We start from the raw sequence: 17,905 nt of genomic DNA, 5'->3' as shown, positions 1-17,905 counted from the left end.
AACCCTGATTTTGGCGAAACCACCGTCATCACCCCGGTTCAAAAACCGGGGATGACGGCTATCCAGGTGGCCCAGGCCATGCTGGATGGGTTCAATCGCCACTATGCGCTGTTTCGCTACAGCGCCCAGCGCGCCAAGTCTTTATACGAATCAGGCGACTGGCATGGTATTCAGCAGCTCTCGCGCGAACGTATCGAGTACTACGCCACACGGGTGCGCGAATGCGCATCCATGCTTAGCCAGAACCTGCGTCTGCATCAGCCCACGCCATCCGATCCGGCTCATCTGGACGAGGCCCAGCAGCAATTGTGGTTGCAGGCCAAGGCTGAATTTGTGCGTTTGCTCTCGGGCCACCGCCAGCCAGAGTGTGCGGAGACCTTTTTCAACTCCGTCTCCTGCCGCGTGCTGCACCGGCACTACTTCCGCAACGAATTCATTTTCGTGCGACCAGCCGTTGCCACGGATTATCTGGACGGTGCGCTGCCTTCGTATCGGGTCTACTACCCCACCGAAGAAGGTCTGGAAGCCAGCCTGACCAGTATGCTGGCCGACTTCGGCCTGGCCGCCCCCTTTGCCGACCTGCCGCGCGATGTGCGCACGCTGGCTCGTATGGCCGTGCGCCAACTGTGCCGCCGTCTGCCGCGCGGCTATGGCTCGCGCATTGGCTCGGATTGCCAGATTCAGGTGCTGAACTCCCTGTTCTTCCGCAACAAGGGTGCCTATGTAGTGGGCCGCCTGATCAATCAGGGTGAAGTGCTGCCGTTTTCGATTGCCATCCTGCATCGCCCCTCGGGACACTTGTATATAGACGCCTTGCTGCACACCACGGACGACCTGTCCACGCTGTTCAGCTTTACCCGCGCCTATTTTCTGGTCGATATGGAAGCGCCGTCGGCCTATGTGGACTTCCTGTCCAGCCTGCTGCCCCGCAAGCCCAAGGCCGAGCTGTACACCGCCATCGGCCTGCAGAAGCAGGGCAAGACCCTGTTCTACCGCGACTTTCTGCATCACCTGTCGCACTCGCACGATCACTTTGATCTGGCACCCGGTATTGCCGGTATGGTGATGACGGTATTCACCCTGCCGTCCTACCCCTATGTGTTCAAGCTGATCCGCGACCGCATTCAAAAGCAGGGCATGGACCACGCCACGGTGCGCAGCAAATACCAACTGGTCAAAAAACATGATCGTGTCGGACGCATGGCCGACACCTGGGATTACGCCCAGGTAGCCTTGCCCAAGGCGCGTTTTTCGCAAGCCTTGCTGAAAGAGCTGCGCCGCGAAGTGCCCAGCCTGCTGGAAGAGTCCGAAGACACCATCTTGCTGCGCCACGTCTACATTGAGCGGCGCATGACCCCGCTGAACCTGTATCTGAACAAGGCCAGCGACCCCGCCCTGAATGCCGCCGTGGAACAGTACGGCAAGGCCATCCGGGAGCTGGCCGCCGCCGACATCTTCCCAGGCGATATGCTGTTCAAGAACTTTGGTGTGACCCGTCTGGGCCGCGTCGTCTTCTATGACTACGACGAAATCCAGCACATGCGCGAGATGAACTTCCGCGCCATCCCGCCCGCACCTAACGAAGAAGCCGAAATGGCCAGCGAACCCTGGTACCCCATCGGCCCGAACGATGTATTTCCCGAAGAATTCGGCTACTTTCTATTGACCGACCCGCGCATTCGCAAAGCCTTCATGGCCCACCACGCAGAACTGCTGGAGCCTGAATGGTGGACTCAGTGCCGCTTGCGAGTGACACAAGGTCGGATCGAAAATATTTTTCCATATAACAAAGATCGGCAGCTGCACGAGTTTGCCAAGCGCGCGCCGGTCTCCTCTTTGCAACCAGGAGTCTTTCATGACTAATTCCGTTGTCATCGTCTCGATCGCCCGCACCCCTATGGGCGGCATGATGGGTAGCCTGTCCGATCTGGCCGCCCACGAACTGGGCGCCGTCGCCATCAAGGCGGCCATGGAGCGCTCGGGCATTCAGGCCGACAAGGTCGACGAAGTGATCATGGGTAACGTGCTGCAAGCCGGTCAGGGCCAGGCCCCTGCACGCCAGGCAGCCTTGGGCGCCGGTCTGCCCCAGGGCGTGGCTTGCACCACCATTCACAAGGTTTGCGGTTCCGGTCTGAAAGCCGCCATGTTTGCCCACGACCTGCTCAAGGCAGGCAGCGTGGACGTGGTGGTGGCAGGTGGTCAGGAAAGCATGAGCAATGCCCCTTACCTGCTGCTCAAGGGCCGCGAAGGCTACCGCTACGGTCACTCCACCGTGTATGACCACATGGCCATGGACGGCCTGGAAGATGCGTACAGCCGTGGCACCGCCATGGGTGTGTTCGCTGAAGACTGCGCCAGCAAATACGAATTCAGCCGCGAAGAGCAGGACGCCTACGCATTGGAATCGCTGCGCCGCGCTCGCCAAGCCAGCGATGACGGCAGCTTTGAATGGGAAATTGCGCCAGTCACTATCGCTGGTCGCAAGGGTGATGTCGTTGTGGCCAAGGACGAAGCCCCCACCAAAGCCATGCCCGAGAAAATCCCGACGCTGCGTCCCGCTTTCAAGAAAGACGGCACGATTACTGCTGCCAACGCCTCGTCCATTTCGGACGGTGCCGCCGCCATGGTGATCACCACCGAAGAGAAAGCCAAGGAACTGGGCGCCACGCCACTGGCCCGCATTGTGGCTCACACCCAGCACGCTCAGGAACCCGCCTGGTTCACGACCGCACCTGTGGCCGCTATCCAGAAGCTGCTGGATAAAACCGGCTGGAGCGTGGCCGATGTTGATCTGTTCGAGATCAACGAAGCCTTTGCCGTGGTCACCATGGCCGCCATGAAAGAGCTGAACATCCCGCACGACAAGGTCAATATCCACGGTGGCGCCACTGCCCTGGGTCACCCTATCGGTGCATCGGGTGCTCGCCTTCTGGCAACCTTGATCGGCGCACTGCGCAAGACCGGCGGCAAGCGCGGTATTGCCTCGCTGTGCATTGGCGGTGGCGAAGCTGTCGCCCTGGCCGTCGAGCTGGTTTAAAGCAAGCTCATCAGCCGGGCTGCGGCCCGGCTGATTTTATGGGCTTTTCTCTGTTCTCTTTCCAGGCACGCCATGTCAGTTATTGAATCCCGCATCAATCCGCGTTCCCAAGACTTTCAGGACAACGCCTCAATCATGCAGGCCCTGATCCTTGATCTGCGCCAAAAGCTACAGAAAACCGCCTTGGGTGGGTCCGAATCCTCCCGGCAACGCCATGTGGGTCGCGGCAAGCTGCTGCCCCGCGAGCGCGTCGAACGTCTGCTTGATCCCGGCACTCCCTTTCTGGAGCTCTCGCCTCTGGCTGCCCAGGATGTCTATAACAACGAGTCTCCCGGTGCCGGCATCATCACGGGCATCGGCCGCATTGCAGGCATTGAATGCGTAGTGGTCTGCAACGACGCGACGGTCAAGGGCGGTACTTACTATCCGCTGACGGTGAAGAAGCATTTGCGTGCCCAGGAAATTGCCCAACAGAACAATCTGCCTTGCGTGTACCTGGTGGACTCGGGCGGGGCCAACCTGCCCAACCAGGAAGACGTGTTCCCGGACCGTGACCACTTTGGCCGCATCTTCTACAACCAGGCCAATATGTCGGCCCAGGGCATTGCACAGATCGCCGTGGTAATGGGTTCGTGTACCGCTGGCGGTGCCTACGTTCCGGCCATGAGCGATGAGTCCATCATCGTGCGCGACCAGGGCACCATCTTCCTGGGTGGCCCGCCACTGGTGAAAGCCGCAACAGGTGAAGAAGTCAGCGCCGAGGACCTGGGCGGTGGCGATGTGCACACCCGTCTGTCCGGCGTGGCCGACCATCTTGCCGAGAACGATCTGCATGCGCTGGAGCTGGCACGCCGCTGCGTCGGCCGCCTGAACCGCGAGAAAAAACTGCCCTGGCCGCTGAAAGAAGTCCGCGAGCCACGTTACGACCCGCAAGAACTGAACGGCATCATCCCGGCCGACACCCGCAAGCCCTACGATGTGCGTGAAGTGATCGCCCGCATTGTGGATGACTCGGATTTTGATGAATTCAAGGCCCGCTTTGGCACCACCCTGGTAACCGGCTTTGCTCATATCCACGGCATGCCCGTGGGCATCATCGCCAATAACGGCATTCTGTTCTCGGAAGCGGCACAGAAGGGCGCGCACTTCATTGAACTGTGCTGCCAGCGCAAGACGCCTTTGGTGTTTCTGCAAAACATCACCGGCTTCATGGTGGGCCGCAAGTACGAGAACGAAGGGATTGCCCGTCATGGCGCCAAGCTGGTCACCGCCGTGTCTACCGCGGCCGTGCCCAAGTTCACCGTGATTCTGGGCGGCTCCTTTGGTGCCGGTAACTACGGTATGTGTGGCCGTGCCTTCAGCCCGCGCCTGCTGTTCCTCTGGCCCAATGCCCGTATCTCGGTCATGGGTGGTGAACAGGCGGCCAGCGTGCTGGCTACCGTGCGCCGTGATGGCCTGGAAGCTCGTGGCCAAAGCTGGAGCGCCGAGGAAGAAGAAGCCTTCAAGGCCCCCATCCGCGAACAATACGAACATGAAGGCCACCCCTACTACGCCACCGCGCGTTTGTGGGATGACGGCATCATCCAGCCTTCGGATACCCGGCGCGTTCTGGCCCTGGGCCTGTCCGCCGCCTTGAACGCCCCTATTGAAGACACCCGCTTTGGCGTGTTCCGCATGTAAGACAAGGAGACACTGTGTTTCAGACCCTGCTGATAGCCAATCGCGGTGAAATTGCCTGCCGGGTGGCCGCCACTGCCCGCAGCCTGGGGCTGCGTACCGTTGCGGTTTACTCCGACGCGGACGCCGACGCCCAGCACGTACGTGCTTGTGATCAAGCCGTACGCATCGGTGGCCCCGAGCCACGCGACAGTTACTTGAAGATCGACGCCATTCTGGAAGCCGCCCGTGCCACTGGCGCGAATGCCATCCACCCTGGCTATGGTTTTCTGTCCGAGAACGAGCACTTTGCTCGCGCTTGTGAAGAAGCCGGCATTATTTTTGTAGGCCCACCTGCTCAAGCCATTGCGGCCATGGGTAGCAAATCCGCCGCCAAATCCCTGATGGAAAAAGCCGGTGTGCCTTTGGTGCCCGGTTACCACGGCGACAACCAGGACCCCGACTTCCTGCACCAGCAAGCCGACAACATCGGCTACCCCGTGCTGATCAAAGCCAGTGCTGGCGGTGGCGGCAAGGGCATGCGCATTGTGGAAGAATCCGGCGCATTTCTGGAAGCCTTGCGCTCTTGCCAGCGCGAAGCTGCCAGCAGCTTTAGCGACGACCGCGTGCTGATCGAACGCTACATCACCAAGCCACGCCATATCGAAATCCAGGTCTTTGGTGACCAACATGGCGAGTACGTCTACCTGTTCGAGCGCGATTGTTCTGTACAGCGCCGTCACCAGAAAGTGATTGAAGAAGCCCCCGCCCCCGGCATGACGCCCGAGCGTCGCCAGGCCATGGGCGAAGCCGCCATTGCTGCGGCCCGCGCAGTGAACTATGTGGGCGCAGGCACGGTGGAGTTCATTGCCGAGCAGGACGGACGTTTCTACTTCATGGAAATGAATACCCGCCTGCAAGTGGAACACCCGGTCACCGAACTGATTACCGGCCACGATCTGGTGGAATGGCAGCTTCGTGTGGCCGACGGCCAGCCTTTGCCTGCCAAACAGGACGAGCTGAGCATCAACGGCCACGCCATCGAGGTGCGTATCTACGCAGAAAACCCCGATAAGGACTTCCTGCCGTCCATCGGTACGCTGCGCAGCTTGCAGTACCCCGCCCACGCGTCCTTTACCTCTGGTGATGTGCGTATCGACAGCGGTGTGCGTGAAGGCAGCGTGATCAGCCCCTTCTACGATCCCATGATCGCCAAGGTCATCACCCATGGTGCTGATCGTGAACAGGCCCGTCGTCGCCTGATTCGCACGCTGGCTGACACTCAGGTGGCCGGTGTACACACCAACAAGACCTTCCTGCAACGCTTGCTGGGCGATGAAGCCTTTGCCCAGGCCGATCTGGATACGGGTCTGATCCCACGTCGTCACGATGCGCTGTTCCCCAGCAATCAGGACGTTCCGGCTTCTGTCTTGGCCTTTGCCGCCTGCGCCGTGCTGACTCACCAAGGTATGAGCGGGCAAGCCCAAAACTCCGACCCGTGGGCCGTACACGACGCCTGGCGTCTGAGCGGGGACTACGACCAGAAAGTGGCCCTGCAACTGGGCGAGCAAGCCCACGAAGTTGTGCTGCAACGTCGTGAAAACCAGTGGCAGATCACGCTGGGCGAAACCCAACACGCGCTGCGCTGGCAAGCCGAGGCAAGGGCTGATCTGGCCAAAACCCTGACTTTGCGTCTGTGGCTGGATCAGGTCGAATACCGCGCCCAGGTGCTGCAAGATGGCGAGCATCTGCAAGTTGCCCAGGCCGGTTCGGACTGGACTCTGGCCGTGGTCGACACCCTGGCCAGTGCTGGCACCAACAGTCAGGAAGCCCACGGTGGCCGCCTGACCGCTCCCATGCCAGGCAAGATTATTGCCCTGAATGTGGAACCCGGCACCAGCGTCAAACAGGGCGATGTGCTGCTGGTGATGGAAGCCATGAAAATGGAACACTCCATTCAGGCACCTGCCGATGGCACTGTAGCCGAGCTGTTCTTTGCGGTGGGCGATCAAGTGCCCGAAGGCGCAGAACTGGTCACAATGGAGAGCTAAAACTCCTCCCTTTCAGCCCGTGTAAAACGCATTGCCGGGCTGGAAAAATAGGCGTAAAGTCGCACAAACAAGAGCCCCCACACAGGGGCTCTTGCCGTTAAGAACGACTCATGACCGCCCAGCCCCTTACCCCCTACTGTGGTCGCTTTGCGCCTAGTCCCAGTGGTCCCTTGCACGAGGGTTCGCTGGTTGCCGCCATGGCCAGCTACCTGGATGCACGTGCCCAGAACGGGCGCTGGCTACTGCGCATTGAAGATATAGACACGCCACGCGTGGTTGCGGGGGCCGACCAGATCATCATGCAGCAGCTCCAAGGTCTGGGCATGCACTGGGATGGCGAGGTGATTTGGCAAAGTCAGCGGCTGGCACGCTATCAGGAAGTGTTTGATGGCCTGCGCGAGCGGAATCTGGTCTACGGCTGCACCTGCACCCGTCAGGAGATTCTGGCGGCTTCCATGCCAGTCGCCCCGGATTCGCACGAATATCCCTATGCAGGCACCTGCCGCCACGGCATCCCGGCAGACCGTACCATCCGTGCATGGCGGCTACGTGTCCCGGAAGGGGTGGAACACTTCACCGATCGCTGGGCCGGGCCGCAACAGCAGGACGTAGCCAAAGAAGTAGGGGACTACATTCTTAAGCGCGCCGACAAGCTCTGGGCCTACCAGTTTGTTGTAGTCATTGATGATGCGGACAGCCAGATCACCGATGTTGTGCGCGGCGCCGACTTGCTCAGCTCCACAGCCCGCCAGCGCGTCTTGCAAAAAGTCCTGGGCCTGCCTGTCCCGCGCACGTTGCACGTGCCGCTGGCCTGCGATGAACAAGGCCGCAAGCTCTCCAAACAGAACCATGCCCCGGCCTTTGACCTGGACCATCCAATGGAGACGCTGCAACGGGTCTGGGCTTTTCTGGGTTTTGCTCCCTTGGCTGCGAACACCCTGGACGAATTCTGGAGTCAGGCCATCAGCGCCTGGGCGCAGCGCTTCCCGCTGCCTGCGGAGCCAAGCCCGAACAACTGAGCCACGAGCCTAGGCTGGATGCGGATGCGGATGCGGATGCGGATGCGGATGCGGATGCGGATGCGGATGCCAGCTAGTTTAGAGACCTTTCAGCCGCTGTGATCCCACTTGCAGGGTTTCAAATAAACGACAGTTTCTGCCCCAACAATCGATTTATGTTTCAATCATAAAGACGCCCTGCCGCAAAGGACGTCTGCCAGAGCAAAACCCGGCGAAAAGCCGCCCGGATGCACAAGGCAAGACTCATCCATCCCCTGAACACCCCATTTGCCCCCTACCGCAAATCAGCGTAAAGTTTGGTCACTGGTTACCGAAATCACGCAGTTTTTTTAATCACTTAGGACGGCAACCTTATACCCATGTTTGATATCCTGGTTTATCTATTCGAGACGTATTACAACCCCCAGTCCTGTCCCAAGGCGGAGGTTCTGGCCCACAAATTGGCCGCTATTGGCTTTGAAGACGAGGACATCAACGACGCACTGGGCTGGTTACATGCACTGGGCGAGACCTCGCAACAGTGTCAGCCTACGGCTCAACTCAGTCCCAACAGTCAGCGTATTTTTTCCGAGCACGAACAAAATGTGCTGGGCGCTGACGCGATGGGTTTCATCACCTTTTTGCAAAATTCCGGCGCTCTTACCGCCCACCTGCGCGAAATTCTGATTGAAAGCGCCATGACGGTGGACGAAAGCCCGGTCTCGTTGGACAAAATAAAAATTGTCGCCCTGATGGTTTTGTGGAGCCACGAAGCCGAAATCGATCACCTGATCTTTGAAGAGCTGCTCAGCGACGACTCCACCCGTCAGTCCCACTAAGCTGATACACAGGAACCTATTTTTTGTTCAGGAAACGGCCCCGATAAAGAGGGTCCTTCAACACAAAAAACCAAGGCCCGAATCCGACACTTCAGCGGATTCGGGCCTTTTTGATGGGTCCTGCCATCGCTTGGACGGTATTTAGCCTTCTTTATAGAGACAGCCCGGATACAGGAAAGCCGGATCGCCTCTGTTAAAAGCAATCCGGCCTCAGGACAGCTGGCACAGGCTTACTTGATGGCCTGTCTGTCCTTGTCCAGCATCGCACGCAGCAAGCTTTGGCCGTTCTCGACCACGGCAAACTCGCCGTAACGGGCCGCATCAAAGCGATCTGCCGCGCCTTCCGCAAAGAACCAGGCATCCGTGCCGGGCGTCCAGTTATTGCGGTGACGACGCATGCGCAAGCGCATCACATCGCCCGTTTCAGCCACGGGGCCTTCTTCGCTCCATAGACGCTCCTGGCCATCCAGCTCCAGATAAACACCTTTCATCTTCGCCACCTTGTTCTCATCCAGCTGTACGCCAATCACGACCCACTGCTGGGAGTCAATCTTGGCGACGGCATCCTTGGGCAAGCGCCAGGCCAGATAAGACAGGTTTTCCGACAGGGCAAAATTCAAGGACATATAGTCGCCCTGCATCAAGGAGCGCGGGTCCACAGGGGCCAGCTCCAGCAATACAGTCTGGCCGTCGCTCAGGATCCGTTCTTTTTGCACAATGGCCACATTAGCCACGCCCAGTACCAGCACAGTCCCCAGCAACACGCTGGCCAGAATGCCTTTAGGAGCTGCCTGCACCGGCGCATCTGCCACCACTTTCTTACGTCCCAACTGGCCCAGGTAAGCAAACACCAGGCAGCCTACGCCAGTTGCCAACAACAGCTCGGCCTTGTCCAACAGGCTGATGTTCAGGATGTAATACAGGCGCCACAGGCAGAACAAGCCCATGGCTACCGCCACGGCCATCAAGCTCAGGTAACGCCAGGCGTATGCGGCCAGAATCCAGCTCAGGGCCAAGGCCACAGGCGGATAGGGCGTCCAGACTGCGCACAAGGCAGCCAGGCCCAGCAAAGCAATGCCATAGACCAGAGGCTGTTCGCGCCAACCGCGCCAGTAAAACGCCAGGATGGCTACTGGAGCCACCGCCAGCAGGAAACCGGCTGGTGTCAGATAAGGGCGGGTTTCATCCCAGAAGGGCATGGAGAAAAACAGGGCGCCTGCAGACACAATGTGGATTTGAGCGCACAGCAACAAGGACCAGAACAGGGGCTGCCAGAAAGTGGACTTCTTGCCCTCGCGCAAATAGAGATGTCCCAGCAGCAACGCCGCCAAGAACATGACGGCCGCGGGCATTTCCAGCACCCAGTAAGGCATCATGGTCCAGCGATCAAACAGGCGCTCGATCACCAGGAACTCGATCGCGGCCAAAGCCCAGAGTGTCAGCAACATGCGCAGCACAAACTGGCCCTTGGCCTGTCTGTACAGCAAAGTGCTGATCACCACAGCCAGCATGGCGCTGACTTCATGGGGCCAGGGATAACGCATGTCCACAATGGGCGCACTAAGCAGCAGGATCGCGCACGCCACCCAGCCGCCCACCAGATCCCGGCTAGGCACCGTATGCGCTTTGGCAAACAGAATCGGGGACACCACCGCCATGATCCCGCCCAATACACCCAGCACTTCCAGGCTCAAATCCAGCGAGACGACCAGATACAGCAGGATGATCAGCGGCAGCAACAGAAACAGGAACAGCTTGATCAGCCGCAGATACCAAGGGTGATGTTCGTCACTGCCTTGGGCATCCAGTGCATCTGCCTGGGCCAGATGTTGCGCTTGGGGAGCGGCATCAGCCTGAACGCTGGCCTGAGCATTGGCCAGGACCTCTGCTGTTGAAACCGCAGGACTTGTTGCCGCTGCTGCGTTGACGGTTGATTGAGTTGCAGCCGCTTCAAGCGTCCCAGCACCTGCGTCCGCCTTGATAACGCCCGCCGTATCTTCTTTAGCAGCCTGCACATCACCGCCATGAGTCCGTCGCCAATTGACGACCTGCTGCTGCAAGAAACGCAGCAGCCCCAGGCCCAGGCCCACAATCACCACCACAATCAAGAGGAAGGCATTCCCCGCATGCTCGATGATCAGCGCACTCAAGGAACCATAAGCCCCGAAGGAGGCCAACGACATGATCAGCAGGTCAGGGCGACGGTAATGATAAATACCGTACAGCGCCAGGAACAGGACCAGTCCCAGCAGGAAGTCGCCCTCCATGACCTGGGCACCGATGAAAAAGCCCACCGCAATTGCCGCCACACGCGGCAAGATGCGCCACGGGTCATGACGCGCACGCCAGATGGTTTCGGCCGCCAGCAAGAGCAGCGCATTCACCCCCAGAGCCATCAAGGTCTGCGAGGTATAGGTGCGCTCAAACCAGCCCAGGCGGGTCACATCTATCCATAGGTACAAGGCGGTATTGATCAGTACCAGCCACAGCACGGACAGAAAGACACTGCGCACTGTGAATACCCAAGGTATGATCAGCACAGTCCACAATGCGAAAAGCTGCCAAGGGTCTGCGCCAGTCTGATAAGTCTGGCCAATCAGCGCCAGCAAACCGCCCGTGGCCACGGCGGCCAGGCCGGTCAAAGCAGCAGGCACTCCCAGATCATGACCCCAGCCACCGGAACGTCGGCGAAACAGCAAGGCCAGCCCTGCAGAAACCAGCACGGCGCCTTGAGCCAGGGCAAATTTGGCTACGTGCCCCCAGTTTTCCCAATTGGCCGCAATCCAGGTCACCAGACCACTGGCGAGCAGCAAAACGGCCAAACCCCAGGCCAGTTTTGTCAGAAACACTCGCCAGTCCGTTGGCCATACGTTAGTCTTGTCAGGTCTCATAACTTGCATAGAGGGATAAGCACCTCGTATCATTTCGCGCATTGCAGCGCAGTTGCTGTCACTGGAATCATATGGATAAAACACTAATCATTGCCGAGAAACCTTCAGTCGCCGTAGATATCTCGCGGGCATTGGGCGGTTTCACTCGAGAAGGTGATTATTTTGAAAGCGATCGCTATGTGCTGGCCTCCAGCATCGGCCATCTGCTGGGCCTGGTGGCCCCTAATGATCCGGTCCGCGGCAAGTGGAGCTTCACACATCTACCTGTTATTCCCCCTCAGTTTGAGCTCAACCCGACTGACAAGAAATCGACTGAGCGCTTGAAACTGCTGGTCAAGCTGATCAAACGAAAAGATGTCACCGCTGTTATTAATGCCTGTGACGCGGGGCGCGAGGGTGAGCTGATTTTTCGCTACATTATGCAGTACGCCGGGGCGAAAAAACCGGTGCAAAGGCTTTGGTTACGTTCGATGACACAATCGGCGATTCGTGAAGCATTTGAGAATCTGCGCGATGACGAGGACATGAAACCGCTAGAAGCGGCGGCACGTTCGCGCGCCGAGGCAGACTGGCTGGTGGGCATTAACGGCACCCGTGCCATGACGGCCTTCAACAGCAAGGACGGCGGCTTTTTCAAAACCCCCGTGGGCCGTGTGCAAACCCCCACGCTGGCTATCGTGAACGAGCGCGAGAACCGCATTCGCCAGTTCGTGTCGCGCGATTACTGGGAAGTCCACGCGGACTTTATCGCTGCCGCCGGCTTGTATACCGGCCGCTGGTTTGACCCCAAATTCACCAAAGACGAGCACGACCCCGAGAAGAAAGACTCGCGTCTGTGGTCCCTGACCGCTGCCCAAACGATTGTGGCCGCCTGCCGCGAGCAACCCGGTGTAGTCACCGAGGAATCCAAGCCCAGCACACAGATGTCGCCCGCCTTGTTTGATTTGACCTCGCTGCAACGCGAAGCCAACTCGCGCTTCGGTTTCTCCGCCAAGACCACCTTGTCCTTGGCGCAGACGCTGTACGAACGCCACAAGGCCCTGACTTACCCACGTACCGATTCGCGCTATCTGCCCGAAGACTATATAAGTACGGTGCAAGAGACCATGCGTGCGCTGGCTGACAGCGGTACGCCTGCCAGCGCTTCGGTACAGCCGTTTGCGCAGGAAGTGGTTGAGCAGAAATGGGTCAAGCCCAACCGTCGGATTTTCGACAACAAAAAGGTTTCGGATCACTTTGCCATCATCCCCACCTTGCAGGTGCCTCGGGAGCTGAGCGATGCCGAACACAAGATTTACGAGCTGATCAGCCGTCGTTTCCTGGCCGTGTTCTTCCCAGCCGCGGAATTCCGCGTCACTACGCGTATTACGCAGGTGTCGGGACACCACTTCAAGACAGAAGGCAAAGTGCTGGTCAAACCGGGCTGGCTGGCTATTTATGGCCGCGATGCTCAAGGTGAAGATGCTTCCCTGGTGCCGGTTGCCGATGGCGAGAAGGTTCGCACTGAAGATGTGAACACCAAAGCGCTGGCCACCAAGCCGCCTGCACGCTTTACGGAAGCGACCTTGCTGTCGGCCATGGAAAGCGCCGGCAAACTGGTTGACGATGAAGCCTTGCGTGAAGCCATGTCCGAGCGCGGTCTGGGTACACCAGCCACTCGCGCTGCCATTATTGAAGGTCTGCTGAACGAAGCCTATCTGCGTCGTGAAGGCCGCGAACTGGTGCCTAGCGCCAAGGCACGTCAGCTGATGACTTTGTTGTCCGGTCTGGGTGTTAGCGAACTGACGTCGCCCGAACTGACTGGCGAATGGGAGCACCAGCTCAAGCAGATCGAGCAACGTCAGCTGGACCGCGACGTGTTCATGCGTGAAATTGCGCAGATGACGCAAGTTATCGTCAAGCGCGCTAAAGAATACGAGCGCGACACGGTTCCGGGCGATTACGCGACTTTGCAGACTCCATGCCCTAAATGTGGTGGCGTGGTCAAAGAAAATTACCGTCGTTATGCTTGCACGGCTTGCGATTTCTCCATTGGCAAGCACCCAGGTGGTCGCACCTTCGAGCTGCCTGAAGTTGAAGAGCTGTTGGCCAAGAAAGAACTGGGTCCACTACCTGGCTTCATCAGCAAGATGGGTCGCCCCTTTGCTGCTCTCTTGCGCATCACCGACGAGTACAAGCTGGAGTTCGACTTCGGCCAGAACGATGACGATGATGAGGAAGCTCTGGATTTCAGCGGCCAGACCCCGGTCGGCCCCTGCCCCAAGTGCCAGTCTTCCGTCTTTGAACACGGCTTGCGTTACTTGTGCGAAAAGTCGGTTGGCCCGTCCAAGAGCTGCGACTTCCGTAGCGGCAAGGTGATCTTGCAGCAGGAAATTACCCGCGAGCAGATGGCCAAGCTGCTGGGCGAAGGCAAGACAGACCTGCTGGATGGTTTCGTGTCTTCGCGTACCAACCGCAAGTTCAAAGCCTTCCTGGTACGTCAGGCAGACGGCAAGATCGGCTTTGAGTTCGAGCCGCGCCCAGAGAAGCCAGGTCGCAAAACAGCCGCCAAGAAAACGGCGACTAAAGCGGCGGCTAAAAAGACAGCAGTGAAGAAAACAGCGGCCAAGAAGACGGCAGCCAAGAAAACAGCTGCTAAAAAGACGGCCAGCAAGGCGGAGTAAAAAGCTTGGTTTCTTTGGAAGAACGGCCTCCCTTTTTTGGGGGGCCGTTTTTTTTATGAGCAGTCGTGTAGGGCTTGCAGGCTGGGGAAGAGAGTCTCTGTGAAGGCGCGAGTCCGTGGGGCTCTGGGGGTGGGCGGATCAGAGTACTTGCCGCGGTCAGGAGATAGCGCAGGGGTCCAAGCATCCTGCTGTTTGAGCACGACGCTTATGGTTTGTCCGGTGGACAAACCATCGTGCGAGTTCAGGATGCGCCCTGCGCTATCTCCTGACAAGGGAACCGGTGCGCAGCACCGGCAAGTGCTCAGCCCACCCCCAGAGCCCCACGGACTTGCGCCTGGCTTTTAATAAGCTCTCCTACGCCAAGCTGCATCCGAGTACTATTCCACAGCCAAACCCTTTCTAAACATCAATGCCACAGCATGAAAACCCACGACTAAAGCGGCAAATAAAACAAAGCCTTGGCCAGCACCACAATCAGCAGTACGTGTGCAAAAACACTCAGGTGAATAATCCGTGACCGACGCGCTGTCATGGTCTTGCGTCGGCTCATCACCATGACGGACAGGAAGTGTCCAAACACACTCAAGGCCAAGGTGATTTTCAAGCCCAGAATCCAGGCCCTGGCCCCGCCGACCTCAAACAAGGCCCGATGCTGCCAGGCCAGACTCAAGCCCGCACCGTAAAGCAATAACAGAACCCAAGGCATGATGCGACGCGCGCGACGCCCCAGGGCATATTCGAACTCCCGCATCGATGGGCGGGAAACCTGACGCGCCAAAGGCGACAACATCAGCACCTCGAAAAACACGGTGCCGATAAAGAAAATCGCAGCCAGAAGGTGAACCAACAACAGGAAGAAATAGCTCATGAACAGTGCTCAGAAAAGCAGACAATTCATCAACGGTACACCAGGTCTCGCGCCCATAAACTGACTTCTGGCACATAGCTGATCAGCATCAAGCAGGCCAGGATGACAACGACAAAAGGCAGCAGGGGACGTATCAGTTTTTCCAAAGAAATTCCGGCTACTGAACACGCCGCAAACAGGTTCACACCAAAAGGCGGTGTCACCATTCCCAAGGCCAGATTGACCACCATGATGATGCCAAAGTGCGCCGGATCAATGCCAAACTGCATGGCCACCGGCAACAAGAGCGGGGCCAGCACCACAATCGAAGCCGAAGTCTCGACGAACATTCCCACCACAAACAAGGCCGCGTTCACGCCCAGCAAGAACATCATGGGGCTGCTGAACAACTCCCCCAACCATGTCCCCATGGCAGCCGGAATGCCGGTGCGATTAAGCAAGAAACCAAACACCCCCGCATTGGCGATGATGAACATGATCACCGCCGTGGACACCACGGACCGATGCAGCACCTTGGACAAATCGCCCCATTTAACGCTGCGATAGACAAACATGCTCACGATCAAGGCATAGACTACCGCTACGGCTGAAGCCTCGGTAGGCGTGAAAATACCCCCGTAAATCCCGCCAAGAATAATCACCGGCATCAGCAAGGCCAGCCAAGCCTGACGAAAGGCCGTCCAGACACCCAAACGGCCCACGCCGTCCTGCAAACCCAGACCATGACGACGTGCGTATAACCACACATAAACCATCAAGGCACCGCCAATCAACAAGCCGGGGCCAATACCCGCAACAAACAGCTCGCCTACTGAGGTGTCCGTGGATACCGCGAACAGAATCATGGGAATGGACGGCGGGATAATCACTCCCAGCTCCGCCGCTGAGGCCTGCAAGGACGCGGCAAAAGGTGCTGGGTAGCCATGCCGGACCATGGCGGGAATCAGAATTGCCCCGACCGCAAAGGTGGTGGCCACACTGGAACCGGCTACAGCTGCAAAAATCATGCAGGTCAGCACACAGCTGCACGCCAGACCACCCTGCACGCCACCGACCAGACTTTTGGCAAACTCCACCATGCGGTTGGACATGCCGCCCGATTCCATCAGATTGCCTGCCAGGATGAAGAAAGGCACCGCCACCAGGGGATACTTGTCCAGAGCTGCATACAACTGCTGGGCGATGACCAGGAAGGTCATGCGCCCCTCCCACGCTACCCCCGCCATATTGGCCAGGCCCACGGCAATCGCCACGGGCACCGTCAATACAAAAAACAGCAGCATGGACACAAGCATGATCTGGGACACGATACGGTCTCCGGTCTAAACAGATGCCCGTAAGACATCCAGAGTTCGGTGGTGCTTTACAGGCACGGAATCAGGTCTTGAATTAGAGCTGCGTGTTATCGACTACAGCAGGCGCTGGTTTCTCCAGCCAACGAGCCAACAGGCCCAAAATGGCCAGCACGGCACCAATCGGGATGGCGATGTACACCCAGGAAATGGACCACTCCAGACTGGGCATGGTCTGAAACCGTACCCGCCAGGTCATTTGAATGCCGACCCAGGTCAACAGGCCGAAAAACGCCAGACAAGTAATCAGCACGGCTACATCCAGCCAATGCTGCGTCCGCTTCCCGACCCAGAGCCGCAGCACATCCACGCTAAGCATGGCGCCCTGACGCAAGGCCAGACACAGACCCAGCATGACCGTCCAGATCAGGGCGGCACGTGACCAGGCTTCGCTCCAGTCGGCGGGCGACTGGAGCACGAACCGGGCAATCACTTGATAGAACGCAGCCGCCACTGCCGAGAGCAACAGCAACTGCGTCACCCAGGACACCAGACGAAACAGGCCCTTATCCAGAACGGACAACAGAGCTTTCATGATGAATGCCGTTTACTGAGTCTGACGGATAGACTCGACCAGCTCCTGGCCGAACTGTTTGTAGTACTGGGGATAGACAGGCTCTACCGCTTTGGCAAACGCAGCATGGTCAACCGTATTGACCTGCATGCCTTCCGCCTTGACGGCATCCACGCCGGTTTTCTCGATGTCGTCCACGTAATCGCGCATGGCCTGAGCAGCCGTTACGCCGGCATCTTTCATCAACTGCTTGTCCTGATCGGACAGGCCGTCATACACCGCCGGGGACATCAGAACCAAGGCCGGGCCATACACGTGAGCGGTCAGCGACAGATACTTTTGCAGCTGCGGCAGCTTGGCCGACACAATCACGGACAAGGGGTTTTCCTGACCGTCGATGGTGCCTTGTTGCAAGGCAGTGGCCACTTCCGGCCAGGCCATGGGCGTTGCCAGAATGCCGATTTCACGGAAAGCAGCAATATGAATGGGGTTTTCTGTGGTGCGTATCTTCAAACCCTTGGCATCAGCCGGGGTAGTGACAGGACGCACATTATTGGTCAGGTGACGGAAACCTTGCTCACCCCAGGCCAGCGCCACAATCCCGCGCTTGGGAAACTCAGCCAGCATGTCCTGACCGATCTTGCCATCCAGCACATGACGGGCATGTTGCAGATCGCGGAACAGGAAGGGGATATCGAACACGCCGGTCTTGGGCACAAAGTTCAGGGTTGCGCCGGTAGACACAATCGCCAGATCAATCGTGCCCAGTTGCAGGCCTTCAATAACTTCGCGCTCACCACCCAAGGCGCTGTTGGGAAAGGCCTCAATGGTGTAATTGCCATCCTTTTCCAAGGCACTGGCAAAGGCTTTCGCGCCAGCACCATAGTGTGAACTGGTGGATAAGGCGTAGGCCAACTTCAAGGACGTTTGAGCCGTAGCCGCTCCCGCAGCCAGGCCTAAACCCAGCATCAAACCCGCGGCCAAAAGACGGTTCTTCATGTGACGGTACATCATGCATGCCCCTCCTGTCTGAATG

At 58.4% G+C, this 17,905-nt stretch carries 12 protein-coding genes; 7 read left to right on the top strand and 5 right to left on the bottom strand.

The features are described 5' to 3' along the window. The first annotated feature begins 51 nt into the window (after positions 1 to 51). The 6 genes from aceK (at position 52) to DUD43_RS00690 (ending at position 8,581) form a co-directional block, all read left to right on the top strand. Entirely contained in the window at positions 52 to 1,863 is a 1,812-nt protein-coding gene (gene aceK, locus DUD43_RS00715; protein ID WP_228125976.1) for a bifunctional isocitrate dehydrogenase kinase/phosphatase, read from the top strand. After that, on the top strand, positions 1,856 to 3,037 hold the full coding sequence (locus DUD43_RS00710) for an acetyl-CoA C-acyltransferase (protein ID WP_035269274.1): 1,182 nt from the start codon (positions 1,856 to 1,858) through the stop codon (positions 3,035 to 3,037). The genes aceK and DUD43_RS00710 overlap by 8 nt, the downstream gene beginning before the upstream one ends. A gap of 72 nt (positions 3,038 to 3,109) precedes the next feature. After that, positions 3,110 to 4,717 carry a carboxyl transferase domain-containing protein gene (locus DUD43_RS00705; RefSeq protein ID WP_042484787.1) on the top strand — a complete coding sequence of 536 codons (1,608 nt, stop codon included), beginning with the start codon at positions 3,110 to 3,112 and terminating at the stop codon, positions 4,715 to 4,717. 14 nt (positions 4,718 to 4,731) lie between these two features. Beyond that, positions 4,732 to 6,744, top strand: a complete 2,013-nt coding sequence (locus tag DUD43_RS00700; RefSeq protein WP_153228722.1) for an acetyl-CoA carboxylase biotin carboxylase subunit — start codon at positions 4,732 to 4,734, stop codon at positions 6,742 to 6,744. Positions 6,745 to 6,854: 110 nt separating this feature from the next. Then, the gene (gene gluQRS, locus DUD43_RS00695) at positions 6,855 to 7,763 is read left to right on the top strand and encodes a tRNA glutamyl-Q(34) synthetase GluQRS (RefSeq protein WP_153228721.1); all 909 of its coding nucleotides are present in this window, start codon (positions 6,855 to 6,857) and stop codon (positions 7,761 to 7,763) included. Between the two features lie 359 nt (positions 7,764 to 8,122). Further along, entirely contained in the window at positions 8,123 to 8,581 is a 459-nt protein-coding gene (locus tag DUD43_RS00690; protein ID WP_042484796.1) for a DUF494 family protein, read from the top strand. A 230-nt stretch (positions 8,582 to 8,811) separates the two neighbouring features. Here the strand turns inward: DUD43_RS00690 and DUD43_RS00685 are convergent, their stop codons facing one another. Then, positions 8,812 to 11,430, bottom strand: coding sequence for a GDYXXLXY domain-containing protein (locus DUD43_RS00685; RefSeq protein ID WP_153228720.1), 2,619 nt, complete (start codon positions 11,428 to 11,430; stop codon positions 8,812 to 8,814). Positions 11,431 to 11,543: 113 nt separating this feature from the next. On the opposite strand from DUD43_RS00685, the gene DUD43_RS00680 reads away from it, so the two are divergent. Beyond that, positions 11,544 to 14,135 carry a DNA topoisomerase III gene (locus tag DUD43_RS00680; RefSeq protein WP_153228719.1) on the top strand — a complete coding sequence of 864 codons (2,592 nt, stop codon included), beginning with the start codon at positions 11,544 to 11,546 and terminating at the stop codon, positions 14,133 to 14,135. A 433-nt stretch (positions 14,136 to 14,568) separates the two neighbouring features. On the opposite strand, the gene DUD43_RS00675 is transcribed toward DUD43_RS00680, so the two are convergent. The 4 genes from DUD43_RS00675 to DUD43_RS00660 all read right to left on the bottom strand — a co-directional run bounded on the left by DUD43_RS00675 (position 14,569) and on the right by DUD43_RS00660 (position 17,868). Beyond that, a complete protein-coding gene (locus DUD43_RS00675) occupies positions 14,569 to 15,003 on the bottom strand; it encodes a CopD family copper resistance protein (protein WP_063690988.1) in 435 nt (144 codons plus the stop codon). A 29-nt stretch (positions 15,004 to 15,032) separates the two neighbouring features. Continuing rightward, complete coding sequence (locus DUD43_RS00670) at positions 15,033 to 16,310, bottom strand: TRAP transporter large permease (RefSeq protein WP_153228718.1); 1,278 nt, start codon at positions 16,308 to 16,310, stop codon at positions 15,033 to 15,035. Positions 16,311 to 16,392: 82 nt separating this feature from the next. Then, positions 16,393 to 16,890, bottom strand: coding sequence for a TRAP transporter small permease (locus tag DUD43_RS00665; protein WP_009463607.1), 498 nt, complete (start codon positions 16,888 to 16,890; stop codon positions 16,393 to 16,395). Positions 16,891 to 16,902: 12 nt separating this feature from the next. Then, positions 16,903 to 17,868 carry a TRAP transporter substrate-binding protein gene (locus DUD43_RS00660; protein ID WP_035269947.1) on the bottom strand — a complete coding sequence of 322 codons (966 nt, stop codon included), beginning with the start codon at positions 17,866 to 17,868 and terminating at the stop codon, positions 16,903 to 16,905. Positions 17,869 to 17,905: the final 37 nt, after the last annotated feature.

The organism is Alcaligenes faecalis, from assembly GCF_009497775.1.
Classification (GTDB): domain Bacteria; phylum Pseudomonadota; class Gammaproteobacteria; order Burkholderiales; family Burkholderiaceae_B; genus Alcaligenes; species Alcaligenes faecalis_D.
The sequence above is the reverse complement of the archived record's forward strand: the minus strand, read 5'-3'. Positions and strand labels throughout refer to the sequence as shown.